General features: G+C 67.0%; 15 protein-coding genes. 11 read left to right on the plus strand and 4 right to left on the minus strand.

Features of this window, described 5'->3' with window-relative positions:
• Positions 1-110: 110 nt before the first annotated feature.
• Positions 111-425 (minus strand): hypothetical protein, encoded by a 315-nt coding sequence (locus AC11WY_RS04875; RefSeq protein ID WP_482923120.1) that lies wholly within the window; start codon positions 423-425, stop codon positions 111-113.
• A 25-nt stretch (positions 426-450) separates the two neighbouring features.
• Positions 451-726 (minus strand): rod-binding protein, encoded by a 276-nt coding sequence (locus AC11WY_RS04880; protein WP_482923122.1) that lies wholly within the window; start codon positions 724-726, stop codon positions 451-453.
• A gap of 1,310 nt (positions 727-2,036) precedes the next feature.
• On the opposite strand from AC11WY_RS04880, the gene AC11WY_RS04885 reads away from it, so the two are divergent.
• Both AC11WY_RS04885 and AC11WY_RS04890 read left to right on the plus strand, forming a co-directional pair.
• On the plus strand, positions 2,037-2,456 hold the full coding sequence (locus tag AC11WY_RS04885; RefSeq protein WP_482923124.1) for a flagellar hook-length control protein FliK: 420 nt from the start codon (positions 2,037-2,039) through the stop codon (positions 2,454-2,456).
• 12 nt (positions 2,457-2,468) lie between these two features.
• Complete coding sequence (locus AC11WY_RS04890) at positions 2,469-3,134, plus strand: flagellar hook capping FlgD N-terminal domain-containing protein (RefSeq protein WP_482923126.1); 666 nt, start codon at positions 2,469-2,471, stop codon at positions 3,132-3,134.
• Between the two features lie 6 nt (positions 3,135-3,140).
• Here AC11WY_RS04890 and ubiB read toward each other — a convergent pair whose 3' ends face one another.
• Together ubiB and ubiE are read right to left on the minus strand one after the other, a co-directional pair.
• Positions 3,141-4,670: a 2-polyprenylphenol 6-hydroxylase gene (gene ubiB, locus AC11WY_RS04895; protein WP_482923128.1), complete on the minus strand. Its 1,530-nt coding sequence runs from the start codon at positions 4,668-4,670 to the stop codon at positions 3,141-3,143.
• Entirely contained in the window at positions 4,671-5,423 is a 753-nt protein-coding gene (ubiE, locus tag AC11WY_RS04900) for a bifunctional demethylmenaquinone methyltransferase/2-methoxy-6-polyprenyl-1,4-benzoquinol methylase UbiE (RefSeq protein ID WP_482923130.1), read from the minus strand. It abuts the gene before it with no gap.
• A gap of 83 nt (positions 5,424-5,506) precedes the next feature.
• Between ubiE and mutM the strand changes: the two genes are divergently transcribed.
• The 9 genes from mutM to gyrB all read left to right on the plus strand — a co-directional run bounded on the left by mutM (position 5,507) and on the right by gyrB (position 15,540).
• Entirely contained in the window at positions 5,507-6,358 is an 852-nt protein-coding gene (mutM, locus tag AC11WY_RS04905; RefSeq protein WP_482923132.1) for a bifunctional DNA-formamidopyrimidine glycosylase/DNA-(apurinic or apyrimidinic site) lyase, read from the plus strand.
• A gap of 54 nt (positions 6,359-6,412) precedes the next feature.
• The gene (locus tag AC11WY_RS04910) at positions 6,413-7,189 is read left to right on the plus strand and encodes an enoyl-CoA hydratase (protein WP_482923134.1); all 777 of its coding nucleotides are present in this window, start codon (positions 6,413-6,415) and stop codon (positions 7,187-7,189) included.
• Positions 7,190-7,301: 112 nt separating this feature from the next.
• A complete protein-coding gene (gene rpsT, locus AC11WY_RS04915; RefSeq protein ID WP_482923136.1) occupies positions 7,302-7,568 on the plus strand; it encodes a 30S ribosomal protein S20 in 267 nt (88 codons plus the stop codon).
• Positions 7,569-8,192: 624 nt separating this feature from the next.
• Positions 8,193-9,554: a chromosomal replication initiator protein DnaA gene (dnaA, locus tag AC11WY_RS04920; RefSeq protein WP_482923138.1), complete on the plus strand. Its 1,362-nt coding sequence runs from the start codon at positions 8,193-8,195 to the stop codon at positions 9,552-9,554.
• A 101-nt stretch (positions 9,555-9,655) separates the two neighbouring features.
• A complete protein-coding gene (dnaN, locus tag AC11WY_RS04925; RefSeq protein ID WP_482923140.1) occupies positions 9,656-10,774 on the plus strand; it encodes a DNA polymerase III subunit beta in 1,119 nt (372 codons plus the stop codon).
• Between the two features lie 65 nt (positions 10,775-10,839).
• A complete protein-coding gene (gene recF, locus AC11WY_RS04930; protein ID WP_482923154.1) occupies positions 10,840-11,952 on the plus strand; it encodes a DNA replication/repair protein RecF in 1,113 nt (370 codons plus the stop codon).
• The gene (locus tag AC11WY_RS04935) at positions 11,949-12,392 is read left to right on the plus strand and encodes a VOC family protein (RefSeq protein ID WP_482923142.1); all 444 of its coding nucleotides are present in this window, start codon (positions 11,949-11,951) and stop codon (positions 12,390-12,392) included. Before recF ends, AC11WY_RS04935 begins: the two co-directional genes overlap by 4 nt.
• Before the next feature lie 31 nt (positions 12,393-12,423).
• Positions 12,424-13,044 carry a LysE family translocator gene (locus tag AC11WY_RS04940; protein ID WP_482923144.1) on the plus strand — a complete coding sequence of 207 codons (621 nt, stop codon included), beginning with the start codon at positions 12,424-12,426 and terminating at the stop codon, positions 13,042-13,044.
• A gap of 78 nt (positions 13,045-13,122) precedes the next feature.
• Positions 13,123-15,540: a DNA topoisomerase (ATP-hydrolyzing) subunit B gene (gyrB, locus tag AC11WY_RS04945; RefSeq protein WP_482923146.1), complete on the plus strand. Its 2,418-nt coding sequence runs from the start codon at positions 13,123-13,125 to the stop codon at positions 15,538-15,540.
• The last annotated feature ends 276 nt before the right edge of the window (positions 15,541-15,816 follow it).

Genomic DNA, 15,816 nt, shown 5'->3' on the forward strand with positions numbered 1-15,816 from the left:
ACCCCTGCCGCGCCATCCGGGATCGGATGCGAGGCCAGTGATGCGGCCGAACTGCTAAGGCTTCCCTAAGTGCGGCCGCCGACTTGCGCGGCATTTGAACGAATCCGTCGTTACGAGCGGCGTTCGATCGTTCCGGCTGCGGGGCCGAGACCATAGCGGTGGCCGCGCGCGTCGTAAGTCTCCGGCGCCACCGCGCGCCGCAATTCCGCCATCCGCCGACGGGCAGACCGGACCCCCCGACCCGCCGCCTGCAGCAGAATGGCGTTGCGCCGCGCGCAGGCCCGCAGGCGCTCCAGCGCGATCGGATCCGGCGGCGGCGCGGCCACGAGCGCGTCGAGCAGGTCCGCCTTCCGCCTGGCAATGGCGTCGAGGTCCGAGAAGTCGAACCGCCGGAGCACATCGACCTCGGCATCAAGCAGCGCCATCAGGGCGTGGAGACTGGAAGAGGGGTCAGCCCGAACCATCCGCCCGCTCCTTCAATGCCTCGAAGAGCTTTTCCGCCAGACCGATCCCGCCGTGCCGGACCATCGCGTCGGCCTCGGCCTGCCGCAGGAAAGAGCCGAACTGCTCTTCGCCAATGCCGCCGCCGAAGCTTGCCGGGGGCTTGTCGGTCCCGGCGAATTTCAGCATCTCGGCCAGGAACGAGGCCTCGAGCGCCTGCGCCGCCTTGTGCAGCGCGGCCGTCTTGTCCGGCCCGAGGGGAACGGTGGGGGGCTTGGGGGTCATCGGGTCAATCATCGGCTCCGGCTCGCTTTGCATCGGGGCCAGATTGCGCCGCGACCGGTAAACAACGGGTAACCTCTCGCGGCGATAGTGTCGGCGAACCGGCAGACGTCGCGAAGGCCATGATACCTGTAAGCAGATCGCCCGACCATCCGTCCCCCAGGACCTATCCGCATCCGCGCCTTGCCGGGCCGGGTAATGCTGCGTTCCGCCGTGTGCTTTCCGCGATGGCGGTGGCGTCCGAGGTGCCCCCGGCGCGCCCGTCCGGCCCTCAGGGGAGGCCGGACGGCGCGGCGACACCGGCGGACGATGGGCCCGCGAATCCAGACAGGGCAGGGTCTGACACGGCCGGAACGCCGGGGTCTGTCGGCAATTCCGGGGCCCGGCGGGAACGGGCGGCGGCGCCCGATGAAACAGCGGACGATGCCGGAGTCGGCAATCCGGTTCCCCTGGCGCCTCCACCGGTGATGGCGCCCGCAAGGGACGGGGCGCAGGTCGCCGAATCGCCGGGCGTGACCGGAACGGGGTTCGAAGGGACGGCCCAACTGGCCGGGGCGACTGACCTGACGCCTTCGGCAACCCGCGAAAACGCCTCACCTTTCGCCGTCGGCCCTGGGGGTGCCATGACGGAAGGACAGGTCAATGCCGGCGGGATCGGCCTGAGCGGGGCAGAGACCCTCGCACCATCGGCGGCACAGGCTTCAGCCCCGCGTGCGGCGGCTGTCGCCCCCCTTGGCGACCCTGCCTCGCCGGAAAACCCTCAGAACGCCAGTGACCGGATCGCGGGCGCGCACGAGGCAAAGACGGCAGAAAAGGCGCCCTGGCCGAGGGCACCTTTCTCTGCCCCCAAGGCAGCAAGCGACGCCAGCGCAGGCCCGCTGGACGGCCGACCCTCCCTGCCGAGGGACATCAGGCTGCGCGTGGTCGCGTCTCTTGCAACGGTGGTTGGCGGGGCCGGATCCACGGCGGTTGACGGAAATGAGGCGGCGTCCGCCGCGTCGGCTGGCCAATCCGCAGCGGCGGCAGACATTGTCCCGCGGGCGGATGATCGGGCGGGCGCAGCGGGGAACGCGGACGCTGAGGGGGGCGACCCTGCCGCAGGCCCCTCGCAAGCGGGAGCAAGAGATCCGACGCAAAGCGCTGGCCCGTTCAGCATCGGCCCGACCACGCCCGACGACGCGCCACACGGACGCGACAAGACCGCGGCATCGGCCGGGCTTTCCGACCCGCTGACGCTGCCGGGCATTCACGGCCATCCTGGCGCGTCGGCGCCCGATCTTCCGCCCGCCGGGCCCGGAACCACGCCCGCCGCGATGCCCTCCCCGCCTGGCGACTCGCTTTCGGCGACCCTGCGCGCCCTTGCGGACAAGGTCGCCGGGCAGGCGGAAATGGCCGACCGTCACGGGGTGGAACTGACCCTCGCACCGGAGGAGCTGGGGCGGATTCGCCTGACGCTGCAGGGCAGCGACGGCCGCATGACCGTGACCGTCCATGCCGACCGCGCCGAGACGCTCGACCTTCTGCGCCGCAACATCGACATGCTGGCCCAGGATTTCCGCGATCTCGGCTATGCACACACGAGTTTTGCCTTTGGCGGTGGCGGGTCGGAGCCCCCCCCGCGCTCACTTTCACCCCTCCCGCCAAGCGCCCCTGCCCCCGAGGCGGCCTTTGCCCCGGGGTTCCACCGGTCGGCCGTGACTGTCCCGGCCGAGGGCCTCGACCTTCGCCTTTGAAAGGAAACCTGCATGACGACCGCCGTCACCGCTTCGCCGACCCCAGTCACCACGACACCCGCCGCGACGCCCGCCGCCGCACCTGCGATCAACGCCAATTTCAACATGTTCCTGACCATGCTGACGACGCAGTTGAAGAACCAGGACCCGATGAACCCGACCGATTCATCGGGGCTTGCCGTCCAGTTGGCGACTTTTTCGGGGGTCGAGCAGCAGACCCAGACCAACCAGATTCTCCGGGGCCTCAGCGGTCAGTTCGGGTCGATGGGGATGTCGCAACTGGCCGGATGGGTCGGGATGGAGGCGCGCGTGACCGCCCCCACGGCCTTCACCGGAAGCCCGGTCACCCTGGCGCCGTCGCCCGAGGTCGGGGCCGACGCGACGGTGCTGATTGTGACGGACGGCAGTGGCAAGCAGGTGGCCAGTCAGGCCCTGCCAGTTTCCAGCGGCACCTTCCAGTGGAACGGCAAGGGCGCCGACGGCGCGACGCTGCCCAACGGCAATTACACGTTTGCGTTGGAGAATTATGCGAAGGGCACGTTGATCGGCACCGATCCGGTCGAAAGCTATGCGCGCATCGCCGAGGCACAGACCGGCGCAAACGGCGCGGTTCTGGTGCTCGACGGCGGCGCGCAGGTCGATGCCGCGTCGGTCACCGCACTGCGGGCGGCGAACTGAACCGCGTCAGAGCTGCGTGCCGATCCAGACGCCAGCGCCGGTTGCGAGCGCGCCCGCCAGCATCCACAGGATCGGGGGCAGGCGGGCAGGGGCGGGCGGCGGCGGCGGGGGTGCCGCCTGGCGGATCAGTTGCGCCTCGACCAGCCGCGGCAGCTTCGGGCCAAAGCGCGCGAGCACCCGCGCGGTGCGCATCAGGTCGCGCAGCGCCGCGCGCGGCCCCACGTTTTCGCGGATGTAGCCCTCGACGATCGGGCGGGCCACTTCCCAGATGTTGATGTGCGGATGCAGCGAGCGGGCAACGCCCTCGACCACCACCATCGTGCGCTGGAGCAGGATCAGTTCGGTCCGGGTTTCCATGCCGAAGCGTTCGGTGACCTCGAACAGGTAGGCCAGCAGCCGCGCCATCGAGATGCGGGTGGCGTCCATGCCGAAGATCGGCTCGCCCACCACGCGCAGGGCGCGGGCGAATTCGTCCACGTTGCGGTCGGCGGGCACATAGCCCGCCTCGAAATGCACCTCGGCGACGCGGTGGTAATCCTTGCGGATGAAGCCGAACAGAATCTCGGCATAGACGCGGCGGGTGTACTCGTCGATCCGCCCCATGATGCCGAAATCGTAGGCGATGATGTCGCCGTTCGCGGCCACCTTCATGTTGCCCTGATGCATGTCGGCGTGAAAGTAGCCGTCACGCAGCGCATGGCTGAGGAAGAGCGTCAGCACCCGCTCGGCGATCCTGGCGCGGTCGAGCCCGGCGGCGTCGAGCGCGTCATTGTCGCCGATCGGGGCCCCCTCGGCCCAGCTCATCGTCATCACCTGCCGGGACGACAGCTCCCAGACCGGCTCGGGGACGCGGAACCCCTCGTCTTTCGCCGTGTTCGCGGCGAATTCCGAGGCGGCGGCGCTTTCCAGCCGCAGATCGAGTTCACCCATCACCACGCCCTCGAAATGCGCGATGACGTCGGTGGGGCGCAGGCGGCGCGAGGCGGGCGAGAGCATCTCGATGATCGAGGCGGCAAGGTAGAAGGCGTCGATATCACGCCGGAAGGCTCGCTCGATGCCCGGCCGCAGCACCTTCACCGCGACCTCGCGCCCGTCCTCGGCCAGACGCGCGCGGTGGACCTGCGCGATGGACGCGGCCGCAACGGGTTCGGAAAACGCGCTGAAGACCGAGTCCACCGACAGCCCCAACTCGGCCTCGATTGTCGCCTTGGCGATGGCGATCGGGAAGGGCGGCAGCTTGTCCTGCAGATAGCGCAACTGATCGGCCAGCACGTCGCCCACGACATCCGGGCGGGTGGAGAGGATCTGACCGAACTTGATGTAGGCCGGGCCGAGCGCGGTCAGCGCGCGCGTTGCCGGCGGCAGTGACAGATCGCCCTGCAGGCCGAGCCACTTGAACGGCCAGCCCAGCACGCGGGCGACCAGCCGCAGGCGTGGCGGGGCGTTCATCGCCGCCAGCACGACGCCCATCGCCCCGGTGCGTTCCAATGTGGCGCCGGTGCGGACCAGCCGCCAGATGTTGTGGGGGCCGCGCACCTAGAGCTTCCAGCCCGAATGCAGGGCGGCGACGCCCATTGTCAGGTTGCGATACTTCACCTGGTCGAATCCGGCGGTGCGGATCATCGCGGCGAAGGTCTCCTGATCGGGGAATTTGCGGATCGATTCCACCAGATATTGATAGCTGTCACGGTCGCCCGCCACGATCTGGCCCATCACCGGGATGACGTTGAAGGAGTAGCGGTCATAGGCCCATTGCATCGCCGGGTTGGGCAACTGGCTGAACTCCAGCACCATCAGCCGCCCGCCGGGGCGCAGCACGCGGTAGGCCTCGGCCAGCGCGTCGGGGATGCGGGTCACGTTCCGGATGCCGAAACTGATCGTGTAGACATCGAAGGTGTTGGCGGCGAAGGGCAGGGCCATCGCGTCGCCCGCGATCCAGTCCAGGCTGCCCGCCATCTGTTCGGCCTCGGCGCGCTGGCGCCCGGCGACCAGCATGGACTCGGTCATGTCGAGCACGGTGGCGGTTGCGCCGGGCGCGCGCTTGAGGAAGCGGAAGGCCACGTCGCCGGTTCCCCCCGCGACGTCGAGCAGCTTCTGACCGGGCCGGGGCGCCAGCCAGTCCATCATCGCGTCTTTCCACAACCGGTGAACGCCGCCCGACATCACGTCGTTCATGACGTCGTATTTCGAGGCCACGCGGGTGAAAACCCCGTGCACCATCCCGGCTTTCTGGTCCTCGGCAACGGTCTGGAAGCCGAAATGGGTCGTCTTTGCGGTATCGTCGGTCATCGGCCCTTGCCGTCTTCTGAACGTGCCCTTCTTATAGGCCGCCCGCGCCGGGTTACAATGCGCGCTGCGCCGCAGGGGATGCCATGCCCGAATTGCCCGAAGTCGAGACCGTGCGCCGGGGGCTGGAGCCTGCGATGGTGGGTCGCGTGATCCTGCACGCCGACGTCCGCCGCCCCGATCTGCGCTGGCCTTTCCCCGCGCGGATGGCCGAGCGGTTGACCGGCGCACGGGTCGAGCGGTTGCGGCGCCGGTCGAAATACCTCCTGGCGGACCTTTCGAGCGGCGAGACGCTGCTGATCCATCTTGGCATGTCGGGGCGGATGCTGATCTCGGGGCAGATGCCGGGGGCGTTTCACCACGACCACCCGGCACCGGCGAAGCACGACCATGTCGTGCTGGATATGGAGGGTGGCGCCCGCGTCACCTTCAACGATGCGCGCCGGTTTGGCGCGATGGACCTGATGCCGACGGCGGGCGCCGAGGCGCATCCGCTGCTGGCCGGGCTGGGGCCCGAGCCGTTCGGCAACGATTTCTCGGAACCCTATCTGGTTGCGCGGCTGACGGGCCGGGCCACGCCGATCAAGGCCGCGCTGCTGGATCAGTCGGTGGTCGCGGGGCTGGGCAACATCTATGTGTGCGAGGTGCTGCACCGCGCCGGGATCGACCCGCGGCGCAAGGCGGGGCGCATTTCGGCCGAACGGGTGGCACGTCTGGTGCCGATCATCCGCCAGGTGCTGGCCGAGGCGATCGAGGCGGGCGGGTCGAGTTTGCGCGATTACCGGCAGGCGGATGGGGAACTGGGCTATTTCCAGCACGCTTTCCGCGTCTATGACCGCGAGGGGCAACCCTGCCCGACGCCGGGTTGCACCGGCCATATCGCGCGAATCGTGCAGTCGGGCCGGTCGACCTACTATTGCCCGCTCTGCCAGAGGTGACTTGAACGCCCAAGTCCGCCTGTTATGCAGGCGCCAAAGCCAAAGGAGGGCGCGATGACCTATGACACGCTGATTGTCGAAATCGCCGAGGGAGTCGCGCTGATCCGCCTGAACCGGCCGAAGGCGTTGAACGCGCTGAATGCGCAACTGATGGCCGAGCTTGCCGTGGCGCTGACCGCAGCCGAGGCCGATGGGGCCGTGCGCTGCATCGTGCTGACCGGGTCGGAAAGGGCCTTTGCCGCCGGGGCCGACATCAAGGAAATGGCGGGCAGGGGCTTCGTCGACGTGTTCACGCAAGATCTGTTCGCCGCCGAGACCGAGGCGATCCTGCGCGTCCGCAAGCCGATCATCGCGGCCGTCGCGGGCTATGCCTTGGGCGGTGGCTGCGAACTGGCGATGATCTGCGATTTCATCATCGCCGCCGAGACCGCGAAGTTCGGTCAGCCCGAGATCAACCTGGGGGTCATCGCGGGCATTGGCGGCACCCAGCGGCTGACCCGAATCGTCGGCAAGTCCAAGGCGATGGAGATGCATCTGACCGGCCGCTTGATGGACGCGGCCGAGGCGGAACGCGCGGGCCTCGTCAGTCGGGTGGTTCCGGCCGAGAACCTGGTCGACGAGGCGATGGCCGTGGCAAGATCCATCGCGGCGAAATCCGCCATCGCGGTGAAAGCGGCGAAAGAGGCGGTGAATCGCAGCTACGAGACGCCGTTGCGCGAGGGGATTCTGTTCGAACGGCGGCTGTTCAACGCGCTTTTCTCGACCGAGGATCAGAAGGAAGGCATGGCCGCCTTCCTCGAAAAGCGGCCCGCGCAGTTCCGCGACCGCTGAGCGGATGTGACGCCCGTGTGAAAATCCTGCGCCCAGGCAGTTGACTTGGCGCCGAGTCGCCCATAGAAGCGCGACTTCAGATTTACCCGTACCGAAATCGGAACTCGAACACATGGCCAATACGCCTCAGTCCAAGAAACGCGCACGTCAGAGCGAAGCGCGCTATGCCGTGAACAAGGCTCGCCGCTCGCGGATCCGCACGTTCCTGCGCAAGGTCGAGGAAGCCCTGGCTTCCGGCGATGCAAAGGTTGCATCGGAAGCCCTGCGGACGGTCCAGCCGGAACTGGCGCGTGGCGTGACCAAGGGTGTGCTGCACAAGAACACCGTGGCGCGCAAAATGTCGCGCCTGTCGTCTCGTGTTAAGGCGCTTTCCGCGTAACACGCTGAAAATAAACGATACTCAACGAAGGGCGCATCGGAAACGATGCGCCCTTCGTGGTTTCCGGCCCAGGCGCCGCGGCCAATCGTGCCTTTTTTGCACGGCCTTCGGGATTCGATCTGGCGAAGTCGAGTCAAGCGCGAAGTTCTGTTGCGCCGGTGCGACGCCGCTTGCTAGCTTCACAGGGCGAGTCTGATCGCCTTGGGGGACATGACGTGGACGGGCAGATCTGAGCGCGCGACCTCTGCTGCCAAGCGGGTTGTGCGTAACGGGCCTGAACAACCGCCACGTGAAAACGGGACGACGCGTCGAAGGGGTTCGGCGCTCTTCCGATTTGGAATCACCGGTGCCGGGCATGCCCAGCATCGGACGTATTTCTATGATCTTCCATGTCGTGCCTCCCGCGGGAGAGTGCCTTGAGCGGAGTCCGAGCTCCGCCCGAGGTGCGCTTTTCGATCGGGGACGCACCAGACCAATGACGACGGGAACCGGGTCGCTGCGCATCCGGGGCATGTCGTTTGCGGTTTGCGATCGGAAACAGGAGTTGGACGAGTGGCCGGGATATGTTGCGCGCACCCTGGTGAAACAGACAAAGAACACGTGTGACAAAGCGAGTCTGGACGAATGACCGAAGAAACCTGGGGGCAAGTGCGCGATGAACTTCTCAAGGCCGTGGGCCGAAGCAATTACACCACCTGGATCGAGCCGCTCCAGTTCACCGAACTGAGCGAGGGCGTCGCCCGGTTCAATGCCCCGACCAGCTTCTTCGCGACCTGGGTGGAACGGAACTTTGCCGACCTGATTCGCCAGCACCTTGTCCGTACTGGCGGCGAGGCGGTTGACCGGCTGGAGTTCATTGTCCATCAACCTGCGGTCCGTCCCGTGCGGTCGCCGTCCCCCGTCGCGGCCAAACGCGCCACGGCCCGGTCAGGCGACGACGGCGAAACGCTGAGCGCGCCGCTGGATTCCCGCTTCACCTTCGACACTTTCGTGGTGGGAAAGCCGAACGAACTGGCCCATGCCGCCGCGCGCCGCGTGGCCGAGGGCGGGCCGGTCAGCTTCAACCCGCTGTTTCTGTATGGCGGCGTCGGGCTCGGCAAGACCCACCTGATGCATGCCATCGCCAACGAGATGCAAAGCCGCAAATCGAACCTGCGCGTGCTCTATCTGTCGGCCGAACAGTTCATGTATCGATTCGTCCAGGCGCTGCGCGAGCGCCAGATCATGGATTTCAAGGAAATGTTCCGTTCAGTCGACGTGCTGATGGTCGATGACGTGCAGTTCATCGCCGGCAAGGACAGCACGCAGGAAGAGTTTTTCCACACCTTCAACGCGCTGGTGGACCAGAACAAGCAGATCGTGATTTCCGCCGACCGCGCCCCGGGCGAGATCAAGGACCTTGAGGACCGCATCAAGAGCCGGTTGCAATGCGGGCTGGTCGTCGACCTGCACCCGACCGATTACGAACTGCGGCTGGGCATCCTGCAACAGAAGGCCGAATTCTACCGCCAGCAATACACGGGTCTGGTGCTGGCCGATGGGGTGCTGGAATTCCTCGCCCACCGGATCACCACCAATGTCCGGGTGCTGGAGGGTGCGCTGACCCGCCTGTTCGCCTTCGCAAGCCTCGTGGGGCGCGAGATCACGCTTGATCTCGCACAGGACTGTCTGGCCGACATTCTGCGCATCTCGGATCGCAAGGTCACGATCGAGGAGATTCAGCGCAAGGTGGCCGAACATTACAACGTGCGGCTGTCGGACATGATCGGCCCGAAGCGGGTGCGCACCATCGCCCGGCCGCGGCAGATCGCGATGTATCTGGCCAAGCAACTGACGCCGCGCAGTCTGCCCGAGATCGGCCGCCGGTTCGGCGGGCGCGACCACACCACGATCATGCATGGCGTGCGCCGGATCGAGGAATTGATGGCGCAAGACAGCCAGATGGCCGAGGATCTGCAATTGCTGCGGCGCCTGCTGGAAAGCTGAACGGCAGGGGCGGCACTTGACGCCCCCGGCAAAGTCTCGGACAGTCGCGGGAAACGCCCGCGGCCTCTGCGGCGGTGTCGCGCGACGAAAGGTATGAGGGAATGAAGATCAGCATCGAGCGTGGCGCGCTACTCAAGGCCGTCGCCCAGGCCCAATCGGTTGTCGAGCGGCGCAATACCATTCCGATCCTTGCCAACGTGCTGATCGAGGCCGAAGGCAATACGGCAAGCTTCCGCGCCACCGACCTTGACATCGAAGTGGTCGACAAGGCCCCGGCGGTCGTCGAGCGGGCAGGCGCGACCACCGTCTCGGCGGTGATGCTGCACGAGATCGTGCGCAAGCTGCCCGATGGCGCGCTGGTGCTCCTGTCCGACGATGGCGCCTCGGGGCGGCTGACTGTGCAGGCCGGGCGGTCGACCTTCAACCTTGCCACCTTGCCGCGCGAGGATTTCCCGGTGATGGCGACCTCGGAATATGCCTCGAACTTCTCGGCCCCCGCGCCGGTGCTGCGGCGGCTGTTCGACAAGTCCAAGTTCGCGATTTCGACCGAAGAAACGCGGTATTACCTCAACGGGGTCTACATGCATGTGGCGACCGGCGAGGATGGCCCGGTTCTGCGCTGCGTGGCGACCGACGGCCACCGCCTTGCCCGGATCGACGCGCCCTTGCCCGCGGGCGCGGCGGGGATGCCGGGCGTGATCGTGCCGCGCAAGACCGTGGGCGAGATGCGCAAGCTCCTGGACGACGACGACCAGCAGATCGCCGTTTCGGTCAGCGAGACCAAGGTGCGGTTCGCCACGCCGCAGATCACGCTGACCTCGAAGGTGATCGACGGCACCTTCCCGGACTACACGCGGGTCATTCCGACCGCGAACACGCGGCGGCTGGAGGTTGATGCGGCCGAGTTCGCCAGGGCCGTGGACCGGGTCGCCACGGTGTCGTCGGAACGCTCGCGCGCGGTGAAGCTGAGCCTTGACGAGGACCGGCTGGTCCTGTCGGTGAACGCCCCCGACAGCGGCGCCGCCGAGGAGGAACTGGCCGTGGCCTATTCCGATGATCGGCTGGAGATCGGCTTCAACGCGAAATATCTGCTGGAAATCGCCAGCCAGGTAGACCGCGAGAACGCCGTGTTCCTGTTCAACTCCTCCGGCGATCCGACTCTGATGCGCGAGGGCAACGACACTTCGGCGGTCTATGTCGTGATGCCGATGCGTGTCTGACGGCGCCGGGGGTTTTGCACCCCAGGACAGCCGCAGGATATTTGACCCAAGATGAAAGCCAGGGCGTGGGCAATCTTGCCGTCCTTGAGTTGACCCTTTCCCATTTCCGCTCGCATCGCGCGGCGCGATTGGCGCTGGACGGGCGGCCGGTGGCGATCTGGGGGCCGAACGGGGCGGGCAAGACCAACATCCTTGAGGCGGTGTCGCTGCTGTCGCCCGGCCGCGGGTTGCGCCGGGCCGCGGCGGAAGAAATCGCGCGGCGGCCGGAAGGGGTGGGCTGGAAGGTGTCGGCGGTTCTGAAAAGCCTCTGGCAGGTGCATGAGGTCGAGACCTGGGCCGAGCCGGGGGCGGGGCGGCAGGTGCGCATCGACGGCAAGACCGCGACGCAGGTGATGCTGGGCCATATCGCGCGGGTCTTGTGGCTGGTGCCGGTGATGGACCGGCTCTGGCAAGAGGGGGCCGACGGGCGGCGGCGGTTCCTGGACCGGATGGCGATGAGCTTTGAACCGGGCCATGCCGAACAAACGCTCGGCTACGAAAAGGCGATGCGCGAACGTAACCGCTTGTTGCGCGACGCGGTCGGCGATCCGGCGTGGTATGGCGCACTGGAGGCGCAGATGGCCGAGACGGGGGCAGCGATCATCGCGGCGCGGGCACGCACGATCGCGCGGATCGCGCTGGCGCAGGATGGGGCCGAGACCGCCTTTCCGCGGGCCGACCTGACGCTGACCGATCCCGAGGATCCGCTCCCGGGGGCGGCAGTCGGCCTCGCGGCGCTGTGGGCGGCCGGACGGCGGCGCGACATGGCGGCAGGCCGAACGCTGGCAGGGCCGCACCGGGCGGACCTGCTGGCCACCTACGCCGCCAAGGGGATCGCCGCCGATCAGTGTTCCACCGGCGAGCAGAAGGCGCTGCTGATCTCGCTGATCCTGGCCAATGCGCGGGCGTTGGCGCAGGATTTCGGCGCGCCACCGATCCTGCTGCTGGACGAGGTGGCCGCGCATCTGGATGCCGGCCGCCGCGCCGCGCTCTACGATGAAATCTGCGCGCTCGGGGCGCAGGCTTTCATGACCGGGACGGGCGCAGAGTTGTTCGAGGGGCTTGCGGGCCGCGCGCAGGGGTTCATCGTGAGCGAAGCCGCCGGACTGTCGGCGCTACAAGAAGGAGAACTGCCATGACCCCGCAACGGGTGACGCTGATCACGCTGGGCGTGGCCGATCTGGACCGGGCGCGGGCGTTCTATGCGGCGCTTGGCTGGCGCCCGGTAGCCTCGCCCGAGGGCGTGACCTTCTACCAGATGCACGGTGCGGTTCTGGGGCTGTTCGGCCTTGCCGATCTTGCCGCCGATCAGGGGCGGGCCGGCGCTTCGCTCGGGACCGGCGCGATGACCCTGGCCCAGAATTTCGCGACCGTGGCCGAGGTGGATGACGCCTATGCACTGGCGCTCGGTGCGGGTGCGACGGCGCTGAAGCGGCCGGAAAAGGTGTTCTGGGGCGGTTATTCCGGCTATTACGCCGACCTCGACGGGCATGTCTGGGAACTCGCGATGAACCCTTTCTGGCCGCTTGCGGCGGATGGCAGCCTGACGCTGCCGGGCGACGCGGCGGCGCCGGAATGAACGGGCGGACATCCGGGGGACGCAGGCCACGATGACGGTCACATTCGCGCAACTGGCGCTCTATTCCGGGGCGTTGCTGATCCTGTGGGTCACGCCCGGCCCGGTATTCGTCGCGCTTGCGGCGCGGGCACTGACGGGCGGTTTCGCCTCGGCCTGGCCGCTGGCGGCGGGGGTCACGATCGGCGATGTGGTCTGGCCGCTGGTGGCGATTTTCGGGCTGACGGCAGTGGTCGGTGACCAGGCGCATCTGATGGGTCTGTTGCGCTGGGTCGCCGCGGCGGTCTTTGCGCTGATGGGGGCCGGGCTGCTCGCCCATGCCGGGCGCCCGATCAATGCCGACGGGCGGCTGACCCGGCCCGGCCGCTGGGCGGGCTTTTCGGCGGGCGTCGCGGCCATCCTCGGCAATCCGAAGGCGATCCTGTTCTACATGGGCGTGCTGCCGGGGTTCTTCGATCTGGCGCGCGTCACCCTGCCCGACATCGCGGTCATCATCGCCCTGTCGATGACCATTCCGCTGGCCGGAAACCTGCTGACCGCCTTCACTGTGGCCCACGTGCGCGCGCGCCTGACCTCGCCCGCCGTGCTGCGCCGCGTGAACCTGACGGCCGGGGCGCTGCTGATCGTGGTTGGCGTGGTTATTGCCCTGATCTGACCACTAAATCCGGGTGGACAGCGTGACATTCCCGCGTCGACCGCCTATAAAGCGGGCTGATTTCCAAGGAAGGTCCGAATGACCGAACACGAGCAGGCCGTCGACGCATATGGCGCCGATTCCATCAAGGTTCTCAGGGGGTTGGAGGCGGTTCGCAAACGCCCTGGAATGTATATCGGCGATACCGACGACGGCTCGGGTCTGCACCATATGGTGTACGAGGTCGTCGACAACGGCATCGACGAGGCGCTGGCGGGCCACGCGACCGAAGTGATGGTGAAAATTCACGCCGACAACTCGGTTTCGGTAAGCGACAACGGCCGCGGCATTCCGACCGACATCCATGCCGAAGAGGGCGTTTCGGCGGCCGAAGTCATCATGACCCAGTTGCATGCCGGCGGCAAATTCGACCAGAACAGCTACAAGGTCTCGGGCGGTCTGCACGGGGTCGGCGTCTCGGTCGTGAATGCGCTTTCAGAGTGGCTGGAGTTGCGCGTCTGGCGCAACGGCAAGGAACATTTCGCCCGCTTCGAGCACGGCGACACGGTTGAACACCTGCGGGTGATTGGCGACGCGCATGGTCGAAAGGGAACGGAAGTTCGGTTTCTTGCCTCGACCAAGACCTTCTCGAACCTCGATTACGTTTACAAGACGTTGGAAAACCGGCTTCGTGAACTGGCGTTCCTGAATTCTGGCGTGAAGATCGTGCTGGAGGATGAACGCCCGGCCGAGCCGCTGCGGACCGAGCTGAACTATGTCGGCGGCGTGCGCGAATTCGTGCGCTACCTCGATCGCTCGAAGACCCCGGTGATGCCCGAACCGATCTACATTCTCGGCGAGCGGGCCGGGATCACCGTCGAAGTTGCGATGTGGTGGAACGACAGCTACCACGAAACCGTACTTCCGTTCACAAACAATATTCCGCAACGGGATGGCGGCACCCACCTGGCGGGGTTCCGTGGCGCGCTGACGCGCACGATCAACGCCTATGCGCAATCCTCGGGCATCGCCAAGAAGGAAAAGATCGAGTTCACCGGCGACGACGCCCGCGAAGGGCTGACCTGCGTCTTGTCGGTGAAGGTGCCGGATCCGAAATTCTCCAGCCAGACCAAGGACAAGCTGGTCTCGTCCGAGGTGCGCCCGGCGGTCGAGAACCTGGTGAACGAAAAGCTGGGCGAGTGGTTTGCGGAAAATCCCGGCCCCACCCGCCAGATCGTCGGCAAGATCGTGGAGGCCGCGCTGGCCCGCGAGGCGGCGCGCAAGGCCCGCGATCTGACCCGCCGCAAGACGGCGATGGACGTCGCGAGCCTTCCGGGCAAGCTGGCCGACTGTCAGGAAAAAGACCCTGCCCTGTCCGAGATGTTCATCGTCGAGGGCGACAGCGCCGGCGGCTCGGCCAAGCAGGGGCGCGCGCGCAAGAACCAGGCGGTGCTGCCGCTCAGGGGCAAGATCCTCAATGTCGAACGCGCGCGTTTCGACCGGATGCTGTCGTCGGAAACCGTCGGCACGCTGATCACCGCGCTTGGCACCGGGATCGGCCGCGACGAGTTCGACATCGGCAAGCTGCGCTACCACAAGATCATCATCATGACCGACGCCGACGTGGACGGCGCCCACATCCGCACGCTGCTGCTGACCTTCTTCTTCCGCCAGATGCCGCAGATCATCGACGGCGGTTTCCTCTACATCGCCCAACCGCCTCTCTACAAGGTGGCGCGCGGCAAGTCCGAGGTCTACCTGAAGGACCAGGCGGCACTGGAGGAATACCTGATCCAGATGGGTGTCGATGGCGCCATGCTGCGGCTTGGCTCGGGCGAGGAAATCGTCGGCGCCGACCTTGCCCGCGTGGTCGAAGAGGCCCGCGTGGTGCGCCGCATCCTGCAGGCCTTCCCGACGCATTACCCCCAGCACATCCTTGAACAGGCCGCCATCGCGGGCGCCCTGCTGCCCGGCCGGGTGGACCAGGACGCGCAGGGGGTGGCCGACGAGGTGGCGCGGCGGCTCGATCTGATTGCGCTGGAATATGAGCGCGGCTGGCACGGCCGCCCGACCCAGGACCACGGCTTGCGGTTCGCGCGCGTGCTGCGCGGGGTGGAAGAGGTGCGCACCCTCGACGGCCATGTGCTGCGCTCGGGTGAGGCGCGCCGACTGGCGACCCATACCGGTGCCCTGAGGGATGTCTATGGCACCCCGGCGCGGCTGGTGCGGAAAGATCGCGACCAGCCGATCCACGGCCCGGTGGAACTGCTGACGGCCATCCTCGCCGAGGGCGAGAAGGGCCTGAGCCTGCAACGCTACAAGGGCCTGGGCGAGATGAACCCGGAACAGCTCTGGGAAACCACGCTCGACCCCGAGGCGCGCACGCTGCTGCAGGTGAAGATCGACGACCTCGCCGAAGCCGACGACATCTTCACCAAGCTGATGGGTGACGTGGTGGAACCCCGGCGCGAGTTCATCCAGCAGAACGCGCTGAACGTGGAAAACCTGGACTTCTGAGCGGGAGCAGGCGCGCGCAAAGTCTTGCGTGCAGCCTGTCGCTTTGTGCGCCTCAGGACGTTGGCCCGCTCCGACCGGCCCGCGCACGCTCAACCCGGCACGTCCGGGCTGACGCCCCCTTGGGTTTGTCAGGCCCGTTTGGCATCATATTTTTCTTGTGTGTCTGGGTATCGGCATTTGGTGAGGACGATACCCATGACGTTTGTGAGTTGCGCGACGGTGCGTTCGGTTGCGTCGATCTGGGTGGTTGGGGTTTTTTCGGCCTGGGCGAGGATG

It is taken from the genome of Solirhodobacter sp., assembly GCF_964715405.1.